The organism is Streptomyces sp. NPDC001401 (assembly GCF_042895385.1).
Taxonomy (GTDB): domain Bacteria; phylum Actinomycetota; class Actinomycetes; order Streptomycetales; family Streptomycetaceae; genus Streptomyces.
This window is the reverse complement of the sequence record NZ_JBIAWI010000006.1, coordinates 319,378-333,089: the sequence shown is the minus strand read 5'-3', so window position 1 is coordinate 333,089 and position 13,712 is coordinate 319,378. Positions and strand designations below refer to the sequence as shown.

The following is a 13,712-nucleotide window of genomic DNA, read 5'->3' as shown; positions in this document are numbered from 1 at the left end:
GTTCGAGCAGACGCCCGTGAGGACCTGCCACTCGGTCGACCGATGCAACTCGCTGTGGTCGACCTCTTTGCGTGCGTCACAACGTAGGCGCCGCCCGTGGATACCGGCCATCCTTTCGAACACCATCGAAACGTGCTATCGGAGTGGCATCGCATTGCATTGGAGGTAGTGAGCCTTCTCCATCCTCAGTCTGAGCTGGCCAGATGGAGTGTGAGGACGGCCTGGACGAGGCTCGTGATTCGGGTGGTCGAGCAGCGGAGCTTGCGCAGGAGCCGCCAGGACTTGAGGGTGGCGATGGCCTGTTCGACCAGTGCCCGCACCTTCACGTGGGACCGCGCCGGACGGGTAGACAAGCATGCGAAGCCTCTGGTGGAGACAGTTCTCTTGGTCGAAAACCCAACTACCAGGGGCTTCATCCGTCTGTCAGGCCAACTGCCCAGCCCGTGCAAGAGGTTGGAAAAGGCTCACTGTCTTTCAGAATGGACAACTGGGCCTCAAGGTCAGCGATCGCCGATTGCCTGGAGCTTAGTACTCCAGCCGTAGATCGCTGGTGCGACGTCCGACCGACCGCGCCTACGGGTGCGTGTCCGTGATCGCGATGACCTCGTCGAGGCGGTCCAGGGCGGCCTGCAGGTCGTCGACCTTGGCCTGGATGCGGTCGCGCTCGGCGCGCAGCATGGCTCGTTGCTCGTCGTCGGTGTGCCCGGTGTCCCAGCATGGAAGGAGTTCCGCGATCCTTCGACTGGTCAGACCGGCGGCGAACATCTGCTGGAAGAAGCGCACCAGGGTGACGGTGTCCTGCCGGTAGAGGCGCTGGCCGGACGGGCTGCGCTCCGCGATGAGCAGCCCCTGCTGCTCGTAGTAGCGCACGGCGCGTACCGAGACGCCGGCGCCCCGTGCCACCTCGCCGATGCGGACCAGCCGCTCGGCCGCAGCCTCCGTGACGGTCATGGTGATTCCTCTCGCCCCGGTCCTGACGGCCAGCACTTGCCTCTGACGCCAGCGTCAGGTTTTAGCGTACCGGGCATGGATATCAACAACTCCGTCGCCCTTGTCACCGGAGCCAACCGCGGCCTGGGCCGCGCCTTCGCCCAGCGCCTGCTCGAACGGGGCGCCCACAAGGTCTACGCGACGGCCCGCCGACCGGAGACCGTGGACCTGCCCGGGGCCAAGGTGCTCCCCCTCGACATCGCCGATCCCGCATCCGTGAGGGCCGCCGCCGAGGCCGCCCCGGACGTCTCGCTACTCATCAACAACGCGGGAATCAGTACGGGGACCGACCTGGTGACCGGTTCGCTGGACGCGGTGCGGCACGAGCTGGAGACCAACATGTTCGGCCACCTGGGAATGATCCGGGAATTCGCGCCGGCGCTCGCCAGGAACGGCGGGGGCGCGATCGTCAACGTCCTCTCCGCCATGTCGTGGTTCGGGGGCAAGGGCGCCAATGCCTACCACCTGACCAAAGCCGCCGCCTGGGCCATGACCAACGGCGTCCGCCTGGAGCTCGCCGAGCAGAGCACGCTCGTCACAGCGGTACACCTCGGCCTGGCCGACACCGACATGGCGGCGGGCTGGCCCGTGGACAAGATCGCTCCGTCGGACCTGGCCGACGCGGCGCTCGACGGTGTCGAGGCGGGCTCCGCCGAGGTCCTCGCCGACCAATGGAGTCGGGACGTCAAGTCCCGGCTGCCGCTGACGCCGGAAGAGTTCAACGCCGCGATGGACCGCGCCCTGGCGGCGCTGATGGCGGCCTGAGGGGCCCTCGGGCCGCGCTGACTTCGGTGTGTTGCTTCTTACGGTCGGTCAATTAATGCTCCGTCCGCAGTTGTCGATCTTCATGTTGTGGCCTCGCGTCGGCGGTAGTGGCAGTCGCGGGCGCGGGCCTGGTGTCGGCGACGCCAGACGGACCAGCCAAGCCGGTGGACAGGGTCAAAGACGCGTTGGATGACGAGCGTGATGAACAGTCGTTGGATCTCGTTGCAGGTGAGCGGTATCAGCTCGTTGGGTGAGGGATGACGGTCGTGTTCGTTCGCGCGGACGACGGCGAGGAAGGCGTGCGCAAGCATGGCCAGGGTGACCCAGCGGGACCAGGACGAGTAGCGCCGGACCTGGTGCTCGTCCAAGGCCGCCAAGCCCTTGCCGGACTGGAAAAACTCCTCGACCCGCCACCTTGATCCAGCGACGCGCACCAGGGTGGTCAGCGGCACTGCGGCCGGCGAGTAGCAGCGGTAGTACGCGAGTTCGCCGGTGCTGCGGTTGCGGCGGATCAGCAACTGCTGGCTCCCGGGCCGGGGGTCGGTGAGGTCGATGACGGCCCAGTCGTAGAAGCGGTGGCCCTTGGCTCCGACCCCTGCGGACAGCTTCTGCCAGGCCCTCTTGGGCACCTTCCTGGCCAGCGTGTCCGCGCGGAACTTCCCGGCGCCTGTGGTGACTTCGTGCGAGCAGGCCACCGCTAGGACGTAGCCGGTGCCGCGTTCCTCCAGCGCGCGGCGCGCAGCCTCGGGTTGCCGCCGTAGACCTCGTCTCCCGCGACCCATGCGGCCCGGTGGCCGGCGTCCAGGAATCGGGTGACCATGCGGGCGGCCAGCTCTGGCTTGGTCGCGAACTCCGTCTTGTCACCGAGTCCGGCGGCCCGGCAGCGGTCGGGGTCGGAGGTCCAGGAACGCGGAACATAGAGTTCCCGGTCGATCGCCGCGTGCCCTCGCGGGGTCGAGTAGGCGAGGTAAACGGCTACCTGGCTGTTCTCGACGCGTCCGGCGGTGCCGGTGTACTGGCGCTGGACACCGACAGTGTCGGTGCCTTTCTTCACGTCACCGGTCTCGTCGACCACCAGCACCGCCTCGTCGTCGTGCAGATGCTCCACCACGTAGTCACCCACGTCGTCGCGGACCTGGTCGGCGTCCCACTTGGCCCGCCCGAGCAGGTGCTGCATGCCGTCCGGGGTCCTGTCCCCGGCCCACTCGGCGATGGTCCAGCAGTTCTTGCGCGGCAGGTCCGACAGCAGGCCGAGTACCAACTTCCGGGCTCGGCGCCGGGATTCGACCCGCGTGAACCGTCCCGCTATCCGGCTCATCAGGCCCTCGAACGCCTCCTGCCAGTGGGCAGGGTTTACCCTGTGACCTGCGGCCACCGCGTGATCTTCAGTCTTCACACACCGATGATCAACGGTGGCCGCACCCGTCTCCACAGCGCGTCAGGCTCGCGCAGCGTCTGTCTGCCGTCCTGTGTCTGGAGGACTTGTGCAACGTGGCGAAGTCTGGTGGGTCCAGTTCGACGAGCGGAGGTTGGTCGTACTGCTGTCGGGAGACGACGCGTCCGGGATCCGGGTGATGCAGGTCGTCGCTCCGGCGGGCGTCGACATTAGCGGTCTGGGCATCGAAGTGATGGTGGGCGCCGGTGAAGGAGTGCCGTTCGAAGGCGTGCTGCGGCTCGCGTTCCCGCGTCCAGACTTCACCCCTTGCACGTGGCTGACCACTGTGTCACGGGACGACCTGATAGAGCGGGCGGCCGTCCTGTCCTCGGCGAAGCTCAGCGAGATTGACGATGCCCTCCGACTCGCTGAACAAGCGCAGGAGCAGACCCCGGCGACGACCGCGAAGCTCAGCGAGATAAGGGACGCCCTCCGTCTCGGTGAACTCGGGTAGAGGGAGAAGGAGCCGACGGCGTGGGCGGTCTCGGCCAGATGGTCGACGCTGTCCGAATGTCGCCTCGGCGCCCCTCACCATCGAGATCACGATCTACGGCTGGAGTACTAGGCCCGGCATCGGAGGAGCTCGCCCCACCCGAACCCGTGCGGGGGTTCACGCGCAGGACACGGCTGTCGCGATCGGTAGTGCCGATCACGTGTCGATTCACCTGTCATGGACGAGGCGTCAACTTCTGGCTGTGCTCGCGCTGATACTCACCACCAATCTGGCGGCGCCCGGCGCCGAGAAGTTGATACCCTCCGGCCCGGAAAACCGGACTGCCCTGCACCGCCATCCGCATCACGGGCGGGGACCCGGACCGCGGGCGGCCAGCAACTGGTCGACAACGATGAGCGTGTCCGCCCCGACGGCGCCCCTGCCGGGGGTGGGCCTGAACACGTGGGCGTGGGTGTCGGCCGGGCTGTCGCCGGGAGCGAGGATGCGGATGGCGGCCGGGCGCAGGCCGGCGTCCTGGCTGTGCCGGAGGGCAGGGATGAGGCCGGCCCGCAGGAGCGAGGACTTGCCACTGCCGGATGGGCCGAACACAGCCGCGAACCGCCGTCGACGCAGCAGTTCCAGCAGGTCCGTGGTGAGCTGGTCGCGGCCGAAGAACAGATCGGCATCGGCGGGTTCGAAGCGGGCCAGCCCCCGGTACGGAGCCTCGGCATCCTCATCTTCGGTATGCGGTTCGGCCGTGGCTTCCGCGGCTGCCTCACGCCACCGTTCCTCCCACTCCTTGGCATCGCCGCCGCACGCACGGACGTAAGCAAGAACGACCGGCAGGGTCGGCAGCCGCTCGCCGCCGGCCGCCTGCGACAGGGTGCTCGCGCCCTGCCCCGCGCGCTGCGCCATCGTCCGGTAGGTCGGACTTCCCGCCTCCGCACGGAGTTTGCGCAACTCGTACGCGAACCGCACCACCGGTCCCGCGGTCGGATCGAGCGGACTCTCAGGACGCCCCGCCATCCACGACTCCCCTACCTCGTGACGCCCCCCGCTGACGCGGCGACAGCCCACGAAGCTACGCAGCCCCTCGGCAGGCGGGCAAACCCGAGGCACCTTCTTTGGTCAGCACCGGGCGATGCGCCGTGACCTGCGCCGCGCCCATTGATCAGAGAGCCGGAACGGCTGTCCATTCAATTCCCAGGGCGCTGAACTGGACGTCATCAGCCCCGGATGCCCTGATGCCGACGGGGGGACAGCGCACGACGGCCGTCTCGCAGGGGGGACAGACGGCTGCCGTGTCCAGGGGATCCGGGGCTGACCGAGCTGGCGGGTCGCACAACCCCGTTGCTCAGGCGGAATTGACAACCCCTGTCAGTCGTTGGTGAGCAGGCCGGCGACCAGGTCGCGGGGCAGGCCGTGGGTGTCGTGCAGGTAGCGGTAGTCCTCCTCGCTCAACGGGCCTTCGAACTCCGGCCGGGAAAGCACGCGTTGGCCGCGTTCGAGGAGCTTGGTGAAGCGCTGTTCCTCGTCCAGGAGGACCTGGCGGACGGTGCCGCTTCCGCAGGACTGGTGGAAGTGGTCCAGCGTGTGGTCCACGAGTTCCAGGGGCAGGTCGGTCAGGGTGCGCGAGGGGTCGTCGCGGCGCAGTGTGGTGAGGAGGCGGCGGATCAGGCGGCGCAGTACATAGCCGCGGCCGGTGTTGGACGGGCGTACGCCGTCGCCGAGGACGACGATGGTCGAGCGCAGGTGGTCGCAGACGAGACGCGTCGAGGGGTCGTCCAGGTCCCACAGCGGCGGGAGCAGCCGCAGCCACGGTTCGAACAGGTCCGTGTCGTAGACCGAACGGTGTCCTTGCAGGACGGTCATCAGCCGTTCCAGTCCCATGCCCGTGTCGATGCCGGGCTGTGGGAGGGGGTCGAGGCTGCCGTCCTCGTTGCGGCGGTAGCGCATGTTGACGTGGTTCCAGATCTCCACCCAGCGCGGGTCGGTGGTGGGGGTGCCCTGGGGTGGGGTGCCGGGGTCGCCGGTCCAGACGAAGATCTCCGAGTCCGGGCCGCAGGGGCCGACGGGACCGTTGGACCACCAGTTCTCGTCGTCGGTCAGCTCGACGGGCAGCCCCAACTCCCGCCAGATGCACAGTGATTCGGTGTCGGGGCCGACCTGGTCGTCGCCGCCGAAGACCGTGACGTGCAGCCGCTCCTGCGGGATGCCGAATCCGTCGCGCAGCAGCTCGTATCCCCAGCGCAGGCTCTGTGAATGGCCGTAGTCGCCCAGCGACCACGAGCCGAGCATCTCGAAGACCGTCAGATGGGTGGGATCGCCGATCTCGTCGAGGTCGGTGGTGCGCAGGCAGCGCTGGACATTGATCAGGCGCCGCCCCTGGGGATGGGGACGGCCCAGAAGGTGCGGCGTGAGGGGGTGCATGCCGGAGGTGGTGAACAGCACCGGGTCCGAGGGCGGCGGCAGCAGGGAGCTTCCGGTGATGAGGTGGTGCCCGCGTTCGCGGTAGAAGTCGGTGAACGTCCGTACGGTCTGGTCGGTGTTCATGGCGGTGTCCCTTCGGGTCGTGGGGACCGGAAAGGACCGCGGGGCAGCCTGCGAACCTGCAAGCCTGCGCAGAGGGTGGAACCACATCCCGGCGATCCGTTTCCGGCCGCCGGGGAAAGGTGGAGAGGTCAGGCGTCGGCAGCCGGGGAGCTGGTCGCTCGCGCGGCTGCGGTGTGAGTACAACAGGTCCTGACGTTCATGGAAGGAACGCTAACAGGGGGCGGCGGGGCCCGTCTTCTAGGTTTTCCGGGCCTCGGGACCTGGGCTTTCCGGGCATCGCGTCAGGGTCTCGTGCCATGCGACTGACGGATCTCGGCGGCTGCGGCGCGTGGCCCACTGCGGTCCAGGCGTGCAGGCCTTCCGTATGGGTGTTCCGCGAACCGTCCCGGTGAAGGGGCTGGACGGACCAACACCGGCCCGGCCGGGGCGCTGGTCGCCGAGCGCCGCCCCGACCGGCCGGTACCGCCGATGGCCGGCACCGCCTACCGTCTGCTGTCGGCCTGGCGGCCCGGTCTCACTTCAGGTGCCGGCCGTAGAACCGGTTCGCGTCCTCCCCCTCGAACCACGGGGTGCCGGTGTGCCCGCCCAGATTGGCGTGCAGCGTTTTCTCCTTGGTGCCGAAGGCGTCGAACAGGTCCAGGGCCCGTTGCCGGGGGTTCCCTTCGTCGTCCCACTGCAGCAGGAGCAGCAGCGGAATGGTGACCTGCCGGGCCTCCTCGCGCTGGGCGCGGGGCACGTACCCCCCGGCGAAGAAGCCGGCGGCGGCGATGCGCGGTTCGACCACCGCCAGCCGGATGCCGAGGGCCATCCACCCCGAGTACCCGACCGGGCCGCCGATCTCGGGCAGCGCAAGGAGGGCGTCCAGGGTGGTCCGCCATTCCGGGGCCGCCTTTTCGACCAGCGGGCCGACGAGGGACTCGAAGATGTCGTCGACCGGCTCGCCGGCCTGCATCGCCCGGCGGAGGTGGGCGCGGGCCTGCTCGTCGGCGGCGGAACGGGGCCGGTCGCCGCACCCGGCGGCGTCGATGGTGGCCACCGCGTAGCCGTGCGCCGCGGTGTGCCGGCCGCGGGCCACCAGCCGGGGTTGTGCCTTGGGCAGGCCGTTGTTGTGGGCCATGAGGATCAGCGGGGCTGGTGCGGCGGATTCCGGCGTCCACAGGGTGCCGGGGATCTCGCCGAGGGTGAATTCGCGCTCAAGGACGCCGTCGTCGAGGCGCTGTTCGGAGGTGAAGTGCATGGTCGTGCCTTTCGGGAGTGCTCGTGAACGGCGCTCCCGGACGACCTATCGCCCGACCGTGACCCCGGAGGGGAGCACCCATGTCGATACTGTGTTCACGGGTACCACCTCCTCGTTCTCTGGCACGGCCTCCGGGAAACTAGCAGTGGTCGCCGCGGCCCGCCAACAGGTTTTTGCGGCGGCTCCATGGCCCCGGATGCCGCGGCATCCTGAGCGGCCGGACCTGCGGGACGCCTTCGTGCTCGGCGTGTTCCGGCCGGAGATCCGGAACCTCGTCGTCGACGTCAAGCCGTTCGGCGCCGACGTGGCGGAAATCGCCGCCGGCTCGGCTCGCCGAGCCACTGTGGCCGACCTCCGTCATCAGTGACGGAGGTCGGCTTCTTGGCGCTGACAGGGAGGGACGCACCTCGCGTCCCTCCTGTCTCATGTTCCTCTGGGGGGACTCTTTTGACCACGCCACCGTCCGGCGGCCGTCACAGACGCCGGATACGCATCGCCCTGCCCGTCGCCGCCGCCGCTGTCGCCGCGGCCGTCGCCGCCGCGATGATGACCTCCTCCGCCAGTGCGGCCACCGCCGTGCCGGCACCGACGGTCAAGCCGGCCATCGCCTCGCCCTCGCTCTCCACCCTGGAGAAGCGCATCGCGGGCGCCCGCGCCGCCGACGACACCGCGGAGGGGACGACCAAGAAGTCGTCGCTGAGCTCCGGCACGAGCACGGCGAGCGTCGAACCGATGGTCATCGGCGGTACCGACACCACCATCAGCACGGCCCCGTGGATGGCCCAGCTCTGGTACCACAACGACCGGAACACCACCGACACCAGCGACGACGTGGACCTTTTCTGCGGCGGCGCGGTCGTGGCGCCGACGAAGATCCTCACCGCCGCCAGCTGCGTCAGGGACGGCAACACCAACTACGACTGGAAGAGCTACGGCGTCGTCGTCACGGGTGCCGACCAGCTGCCCACCACCGACTCCACCGGCACCACGGACCTGCACGGCGGGCAGGCCACGGCCGTGCTGCGCCAGTGGTGGCAGGGCGGATACGACCCGGTGGACAGGGAGGTGGGGACGCACCAGGACGACCTCGGCATGCTCACCCTGGCCGTCCCGGTCAAGGCCACGCCGATCCGCATGGTCACCTCCGACGACACCGCCTCGTACGCCGCCGGCACCCAGGCCAAGGTCTACGGCTGGGGCCGTACCAGCTCCACCAGCCAGGACATCTCGCAGACGCTGCAGACGGCCACGCTGACCGTGCAGTCCGACAGCACCTGCTCCGGCGTCTACGACTCGGGATTCGTCGCGGGGCGCATGGTCTGCGCGGGCACGCAGAGCGGGAGCGACACCGGTACCAGCGCGATCTGCGACGGTGACTTCGGCGGCCCGCTCGTGGTGGGCGGCAGGATCGCCGGTGTGGCCTCCTGGGGCTACTACAACGACTGTGTGAAGCAGGGCGGCTACAGCGTCTTCACCAAGACCAGCTTCTACGTCGGCTCGGCCTACCCCCAGATCGATGACACCAGCCTGAGCACCTTCAACAACAAGCCGGACGGCAGGGCCGACATCTTCGTCCGGGAATCCTCCACGAAGACCGGCTACGAGAAGGATGCCAACTCCAGCGGCACCTCCTTCGGCGCCGGCGCCTCCTGGGGCAACTGGGGCGGCGCCAACCTGGTCCTCCAGACGGACCTCAACCGGGACGGCTTCCAGGACCTGATCTACCGGGTCGGCTCCACCGGTGACGTGTACTGGGCACACTTCGTGCTCAACAGCGCCCGTACGGACGGCTCCTGGACCGACACGAAGATCTTCACCGGCTGGAAGACCCGCACCCGGATCATCACGCCGGGCGACGTCACCGGCGACTACCTGCCCGACCTGCTGTCGGTGGACTCCGGCGGGACCCTGTGGATCTACCCGGGCAAGGGCAACGGCACCTTCGGCTCCCGCTTCTCGGTCCGCACCGGCTGGAACCAGTACAACTCCCTGCGCGGCCACGGCGACTTCACCGGTGACGGCAAGGCCGACCTGCTCGCCCGCCAGTCCAGCACCGGCGATCTGTACCTGTACAAGGGCACCGGCAAGTCCGGCTCCGAGGCCTTCTCCTCCCGGATCAAGGTGCGCAGCGCCTGGACCGGCTACAACGCCTTCGACGCGGTCGGGGACGTCAACGGCGACGGCAACGCCGACTTCCTGGCCCGCACCCGCGGCGGCACGCTCTACCTCTACAAGGGGACCAGGCAGGCGACCACCGAGATCTTTGCCACCCGGGTCTCGGTCGGCACCGGTTTCGAGCAGTACGACATGTGGGGCTGAAACCGCAGGTGAGCGAGGCTCACCTCCGGCCAACGGTCACGCACAGTGCCCACCGCCGCAGCGCGGTGGGCACGTTGCCGGTGGGGTGTCAGCGCGCATAGAGACCGTCGAGGCGGCCGCGGGCCAGGGCCGGGCCGCTGACGGTGGCGAGCACGGCTGCGGGCTTGGCGGTGTCCAGGGTTGCGTTGCCTTGCGCCGAGGTGATGGCGGTGGGCAGGGCGAACAGCTGGAAGACGTACCGGTGCATGCCGTGTCCCTTGATCGGTTCGGGGCCCAGGTAGCCGCGCCCCATTCCTGAGCGAAGTACTCGCACCCCCTTGACGGAGTTCCCCGTGTTCAAGGCTCCGGTGGGCAGTGTGACGAGATCGGGATCGAGCAGGGCGACGCAGTGGACGAACGGGGTGCGGGTGGGAGAGTCGATGTCCTGGACAACCAGCAGGAGTTGGGCGGTGCCGTCGGGTGTGCCGCTCCAGGCCAGAGCAGGAGAGCGGTTCTCACCGCCGGCGCGCTTGCCCGCGTGGACCCTGGGGATGAGGCTCTCGGGCGCAAAATCGGAGCTGTGCAGGCCCAGCACCTCGGGTCCGGCCAGAGCCGGGATGTGCCAAGCCAGCTTGGCCTCGCCGGCGCGCTTGTTCTTCAGCAGGGTTCCCAGGATCGTCATGGTGTTTCCTTGTCAGTTGCCCGTGTGAACAGGAAGGTCGTGGCCGACGCCGTGCGCCCTGGTACCGGTTGGGCCGGTCCCTCACCAGCGGACGGCCGTGAAGTCGATCGGCTCGGGCCGCAGCAGGCGCGTGCGTTCTGCCAGGGCCCGCAGTCGCCGGGACATCTCGTCGGCGGTGAGCCGGTGGCGGTCGCCGTGGCCCGGCAGGATCCACTCGAAGCGCAGCCGTCCGGCCGCCCTGGCCAAGGATGCGGCCAACTCCTCGATGGAGTACCAGGTCACGCTCTGCGCGACTTCCAGATCACCGGTGGCGCGTGACCAGTAGAAGCTGTCTCCGCTGAAGCAGTACCGGTCGTCCGCGAGGTAGAGCACGCTGCCCCGGGTGTGGCCGGGCAGTGGCTGGGCGGTGACCCCGTCGCCGATCTGCAGTGGTTCAAGGCCCCGGATCACGTGGTCCGCGTCCGGTGCCGCGTCGAGGTCGCCCTCGTGGATCCACAGCCGGGCGCCGAAGTGGTCCGCATAGCGTCGGCCGTGTGCGGCGTGGTCCCGGTGGGTGAGCAGCACATCGGTGACGAGGCCCGATGCCGCGTACCGCTCGGCGAGTTCACGGCTCCAGCGGGGCGTGTCGATCATCATGGCCGTGCCGGACGGCCGTAACAGCAGGTAGGAGCTGGCCCCGGCGGTGTGCCGGGAATGGTGCCCGCACAGCAGTACGCCGTCGTCCAAGGCCATCGGAAAGGGGTCGAGCGTCTGGTCGGGCCGCCCGTCCGCCGGGCGGATCGAGCGTGTGGGGCAGGCGAAGGCGGCGGCGTGGAGGCGCCGTAATTCCGCCTCGTCGCCCGGCGGGCGCAGGATCTGCGACCGTCCGTCGGCCTCGCCGATCAGGCCGGGCGCGAGTTGTCGGGCGGCATCGCAGTTGATGCAGCGGTCGTCCACGTACCAGCCGTCCACGGCAGGACTCCTTATACAATACCTGCATCACTAAGTATCTTAATCATGAAGGTAAATGGGGTCATGGATGCCCGTCAAACCACAGGACGACCAGAGTGACGAACTGGCCGACCGGATCATCGCGTCCATGACGGACCTCGCCGGAGCCCTGGGACGCCTCAACGACCTGATCGCCCAGCATCTCGGCATCGCGCAGACCGATCTGCTCTGCCTGCACGTACTCCACCGCGCCGGAGCCTCCACCGCCGGCGCACTCAGCTCTCGGCTCGGGCGCACCACCGGCGCGGTCACGCACATGATCGACCGCCTGGAGAAGGCCGGATACGTCCGGCGCAAACCGGACCCACACGACCGCCGCCGCGTACTCGTCGAAGCCTGGGCCCCAGGACTCGAACGGATCGCTTCGTTCTACGAAGGAATCGACGCCCGCAGCCGCCGATTGATGGCCACCTTCGACGGCGACCAACTGGAGGCGATCCACGCCTTCCTGCTGGGCAGTTACGAGGGTGCCGCCGAAGAGTGCGATCACTTGATCCGTAGCAAGGTCCCGCCTCGCACCGAGACTCTCTAGTACTCCAGTTGTAGATCATGATCTTCATCGTTGATGGGCGGCCTGCCGTTGGCAGTGGCGGGCCCGGGACCGGGTGGGCGAGCATCGCGAGGGTGACCCAGCGGTGCCAGGACGTCCAGCGTCTGACCTGGTGTTCGTCCAGCCCGGCCAGCCCCTTGGCGGCCTGGAACGTCTCCTCGACCGTCCACCTGCGCCCGGCCACCCGCACCAGCGCGGCCAGCGGCGCCGGGGTGGCCGAGTAGCAGCGGTAGAAGGCGAGTTCACCGCTGTTGCGGTTGCGGCGAACGAGTAGATGGCGGTGACCGGGCTGGTCGTCGGCAACGTCGGCCAGGGCCCAGTCGTAGTAGCGATGCCCCTTGGCGCCAGCGCCTGCGGAGAGCTTCTGCCAGGCCCGATTCGGCAGCTTCTTGGCCAGTGCATCGGCCCGAACCTTGCCCGCCCGGGTGCCGATCCGGTGATCGCAGGCGACCGCGAGGACGTAGCCGACCTGGCGGTATTCCAGCGCGCTCCGCAGCTGCGGATTGCCTCCGTAGACCTCGTCTGCGGACACCCAGGCTGCACGGATCCCGGCACCCAGGGTCCGGTCGATCATACGGAGGCCAAGCGCGGGCTTCGTGGCGAAGCCGACCTCCTCGGGAATCCCGGCCAACCGGCAGCGGGCCGCATCCGTGATCCACGAGCGCGGCACATACAGTTCCCGGTCGATCGCGTGCCCGCGTCGGCTGGAATAGGGCGAGGTAGACGGCGACCTGGCTGTTCTCGATGCGCCCGGCAGTGCCGGTGTATTGGCACTGCACGCCGACAGTGGCGGTGCCCTTCTTCAGGTCGCCGGTCTCATCGACCGCCAACACCGCGTCCTCATCATGCAGTTGCTCGATGGCGAAGCTGCGCAGATCGTCCCGGACCGCATCGGCATCCCACTTCGCCCCCGACAGCAGATGCTGCAGGCCGTACGGGGTGGCATCGCCGGCGTGCTCGGTCGCATCGGTTTCGCATGCCGCCGATCGTTGAGCAGAAGGTGCAGGGGGCATCGATGCCGTGATCGGGCTGACTCAGCCGAGCAACTACAAGGCAACAACGAGCGCGCAACGGGTGGGTGGCGACACTGCGGCCAGACGCCGCTCGCCCCCTACCATCCGGGGGCAGGGGGCCCCACGCGCACCCCGGACAGGGGGCTAAGCATGCGGTCGACCACTTCACGTCCGGTGTTCCGGCGCTTCGTCGGCGCCGCCGCGGTCGGCGTGGCCCTGGCCGCAACCTCAGGATGCACCGTTCCCCCCGACGCCGTCGCCGGCATCTCCGTGACCGCTGACGGCCATCTGCTCGGCGTCATGGTGGTCTGCGGACATCAGATCGATGGCGCGACCCTCTACGTGGACAACGACGACGTCAACAAGGAGGTGACGGTCGGTTCATGGACCGCCGACCACCCCCTCACACCGGGTCTCGCCACCTGGACCCTCGATTCTCCTGCCGCCGGCTGGAGGGCAACCAGATCCCTCGCTCCGCTCACCGCCAAGACCACCTACGCGCTCTACGGGTGGACCAAGGACAACTCGTGGTCAGCGAACAGCATCTCCTTCACCCTGGCTGACCGGAACCGGCTCACCCCGGGAAAGGTCCGCTACGACAACATCTCGGACAACGGCGACGAATCCGCAATCACCGTCTCCATAGCCGACTTCAAAGCCAAGGCCTGCCAGAACATGTAACGCTACGGCGCCTCCGACCAGGTCGAGGCGCTCCGGTTGTCGGAGGCACGCGCTCAACCTCGCCGCCGCAAGACGCAAGATCTAC

11 protein-coding genes and 4 pseudogenes are annotated in these 13,712 nt (G+C 68.7%); 6 read left to right on the top strand and 9 right to left on the bottom strand.

The genetic code is table 11. The annotated features are described in order from the left end of the window. Positions 1 to 185 precede the first annotated feature (185 nt). Both ACFY10_RS22725 and ACFY10_RS22720 read right to left on the bottom strand, forming a co-directional pair. Positions 186 to 335: pseudogene (locus ACFY10_RS22725) on the bottom strand (IS5/IS1182 family transposase); the annotation flags it as partial. Between the two features lie 238 nt (positions 336 to 573). Further along, positions 574 to 951 carry a MerR family transcriptional regulator gene (locus ACFY10_RS22720; RefSeq protein ID WP_390666982.1) on the bottom strand — a complete coding sequence of 126 codons (378 nt, stop codon included), beginning with the start codon at positions 949 to 951 and terminating at the stop codon, positions 574 to 576. A gap of 75 nt (positions 952 to 1,026) precedes the next feature. On the opposite strand from ACFY10_RS22720, the gene ACFY10_RS22715 reads away from it, so the two are divergent. Further along, positions 1,027 to 1,755 (top strand): SDR family oxidoreductase, encoded by a 729-nt coding sequence (locus ACFY10_RS22715; RefSeq protein WP_390666981.1) that lies wholly within the window; start codon positions 1,027 to 1,029, stop codon positions 1,753 to 1,755. Between the two features lie 80 nt (positions 1,756 to 1,835). Here the strand turns inward: ACFY10_RS22715 and ACFY10_RS22710 are convergent. Further along, positions 1,836 to 3,073, bottom strand: a pseudogene (locus tag ACFY10_RS22710) (IS701 family transposase). A 166-nt stretch (positions 3,074 to 3,239) separates the two neighbouring features. Between ACFY10_RS22710 and ACFY10_RS22705 the strand changes: the two are divergent. Continuing rightward, on the top strand, positions 3,240 to 3,644 hold the full coding sequence (locus ACFY10_RS22705; RefSeq protein WP_390666980.1) for a type II toxin-antitoxin system PemK/MazF family toxin: 405 nt from the start codon (positions 3,240 to 3,242) through the stop codon (positions 3,642 to 3,644). Positions 3,645 to 4,022: 378 nt separating this feature from the next. Here the strand turns inward: ACFY10_RS22705 and ACFY10_RS22700 are convergent. From ACFY10_RS22700 to ACFY10_RS22690, 3 genes and pseudogenes are all read right to left on the bottom strand, one after another. Continuing rightward, positions 4,023 to 4,649, bottom strand: a pseudogene (locus tag ACFY10_RS22700) (helix-turn-helix domain-containing protein); the annotation flags it as partial. A gap of 351 nt (positions 4,650 to 5,000) precedes the next feature. Next, complete coding sequence (locus tag ACFY10_RS22695) at positions 5,001 to 6,176, bottom strand: alanine--tRNA ligase-related protein (protein ID WP_390666979.1); 1,176 nt, start codon at positions 6,174 to 6,176, stop codon at positions 5,001 to 5,003. Between the two features lie 514 nt (positions 6,177 to 6,690). Then, entirely contained in the window at positions 6,691 to 7,413 is a 723-nt protein-coding gene (locus ACFY10_RS22690) for a dienelactone hydrolase family protein (RefSeq protein WP_390666978.1), read from the bottom strand. Between the two features lie 196 nt (positions 7,414 to 7,609). Here ACFY10_RS22690 and ACFY10_RS22685 point away from each other — a divergent pair, with 196 nt between their 5' ends. Continuing rightward, on the top strand, positions 7,610 to 7,780 hold the full coding sequence (locus ACFY10_RS22685) for a hypothetical protein (protein ID WP_390666977.1): 171 nt from the start codon (positions 7,610 to 7,612) through the stop codon (positions 7,778 to 7,780). Positions 7,781 to 7,956: 176 nt separating this feature from the next. Then, positions 7,957 to 9,732: a trypsin-like serine protease gene (locus tag ACFY10_RS22680; protein WP_390667115.1), complete on the top strand. Its 1,776-nt coding sequence runs from the start codon at positions 7,957 to 7,959 to the stop codon at positions 9,730 to 9,732. Between the two features lie 88 nt (positions 9,733 to 9,820). On the opposite strand, the gene ACFY10_RS22675 is transcribed toward ACFY10_RS22680, so the two are convergent. Both ACFY10_RS22675 and ACFY10_RS22670 read right to left on the bottom strand, forming a co-directional pair. Beyond that, positions 9,821 to 10,393 carry a YbhB/YbcL family Raf kinase inhibitor-like protein gene (locus tag ACFY10_RS22675; RefSeq protein WP_390666976.1) on the bottom strand — a complete coding sequence of 191 codons (573 nt, stop codon included), beginning with the start codon at positions 10,391 to 10,393 and terminating at the stop codon, positions 9,821 to 9,823. 81 nt (positions 10,394 to 10,474) lie between these two features. After that, positions 10,475 to 11,344 carry an MBL fold metallo-hydrolase gene (locus ACFY10_RS22670; RefSeq protein WP_390666975.1) on the bottom strand — a complete coding sequence of 290 codons (870 nt, stop codon included), beginning with the start codon at positions 11,342 to 11,344 and terminating at the stop codon, positions 10,475 to 10,477. 67 nt (positions 11,345 to 11,411) lie between these two features. Here ACFY10_RS22670 and ACFY10_RS22665 point away from each other — a divergent pair, with 67 nt between their 5' ends. Continuing rightward, entirely contained in the window at positions 11,412 to 11,915 is a 504-nt protein-coding gene (locus ACFY10_RS22665; protein WP_390666974.1) for a MarR family winged helix-turn-helix transcriptional regulator, read from the top strand. A gap of 73 nt (positions 11,916 to 11,988) precedes the next feature. Here the strand turns inward: ACFY10_RS22665 and ACFY10_RS22660 are convergent. Continuing rightward, positions 11,989 to 12,892 (bottom strand): annotated as a pseudogene (locus ACFY10_RS22660) (IS701 family transposase); the annotation flags it as partial. Between the two features lie 204 nt (positions 12,893 to 13,096). On the opposite strand from ACFY10_RS22660, the gene ACFY10_RS22655 reads away from it, so the two are divergent. Then, positions 13,097 to 13,627, top strand: coding sequence for a hypothetical protein (locus ACFY10_RS22655; RefSeq protein ID WP_390666973.1), 531 nt, complete (start codon positions 13,097 to 13,099; stop codon positions 13,625 to 13,627). The last annotated feature ends 85 nt before the right edge of the window (positions 13,628 to 13,712 follow it).

Coding starts and splice junctions, on each gene's coding strand:
- ACFY10_RS22690 (WP_390666978.1), bottom strand. CDS start 7,413: ATGCACTTCACCTCCGAACAGCGCCTCGACGACGGCGTCCTTGAGCGC.
- ACFY10_RS22655 (WP_390666973.1), top strand. CDS start 13,097: ATGCGGTCGACCACTTCACGTCCGGTGTTCCGGCGCTTCGTCGGCGCC.
- ACFY10_RS22715 (WP_390666981.1), top strand. CDS start 1,027: ATGGATATCAACAACTCCGTCGCCCTTGTCACCGGAGCCAACCGCGGC.
- ACFY10_RS22680 (WP_390667115.1), top strand. CDS start 7,957: ATGATGACCTCCTCCGCCAGTGCGGCCACCGCCGTGCCGGCACCGACG.
- ACFY10_RS22675 (WP_390666976.1), bottom strand. CDS start 10,393: ATGACGATCCTGGGAACCCTGCTGAAGAACAAGCGCGCCGGCGAGGCC.
- ACFY10_RS22685 (WP_390666977.1), top strand. CDS start 7,610: ATGCCGCGGCATCCTGAGCGGCCGGACCTGCGGGACGCCTTCGTGCTC.
- ACFY10_RS22695 (WP_390666979.1), bottom strand. CDS start 6,176: ATGAACACCGACCAGACCGTACGGACGTTCACCGACTTCTACCGCGAA.
- ACFY10_RS22720 (WP_390666982.1), bottom strand. CDS start 951: ATGACCGTCACGGAGGCTGCGGCCGAGCGGCTGGTCCGCATCGGCGAG.
- ACFY10_RS22665 (WP_390666974.1), top strand. CDS start 11,412: ATGCCCGTCAAACCACAGGACGACCAGAGTGACGAACTGGCCGACCGG.